Raw genomic sequence first — 288 nt, forward strand, 5'->3', positions numbered from 1 at the left:
GTCGGCCATCCCCGCCGGCCCCTCGGCCCGGTAGCGGTCGGACCACTTCTTGGCGGTCCGCGCGGAGACCATGAACATTGTCGCGGCCGCGGTGTGGGTCCAGCCGTGCTCGACGACGAGTTGAGCGAGCCGCAGCCGGGCGCGCGGGGTCAGAGCGGCGTTAGCGTGGGACACGAAGGCCTCCGGTTGTGAAGTGGAGCTGTCTAGGAACCGCTTCACCCACCGGAGGCCTTCGTCTGTCAGCCAGACTCACCGCCCCCGGACGGGACAACCTCCCTGGACATCACA

Annotated in this window: 1 protein-coding gene; it reads right to left on the reverse strand. The window is 69.1% G+C overall.

The features are described 5' to 3' along the window. A partial coding sequence (locus FVA95_RS29620; RefSeq protein WP_149662471.1) for a leucine zipper domain-containing protein occupies positions 1–174 on the reverse strand: 174 nt, incomplete at its 3' end. Positions 175–288: the final 114 nt, after the last annotated feature.

Origin of the sequence: Pseudonocardia sp. EV170527-09 (assembly GCF_008369905.1) — a bacterium.
GTDB lineage: Bacteria > Actinomycetota > Actinomycetes > Mycobacteriales > Pseudonocardiaceae > Pseudonocardia.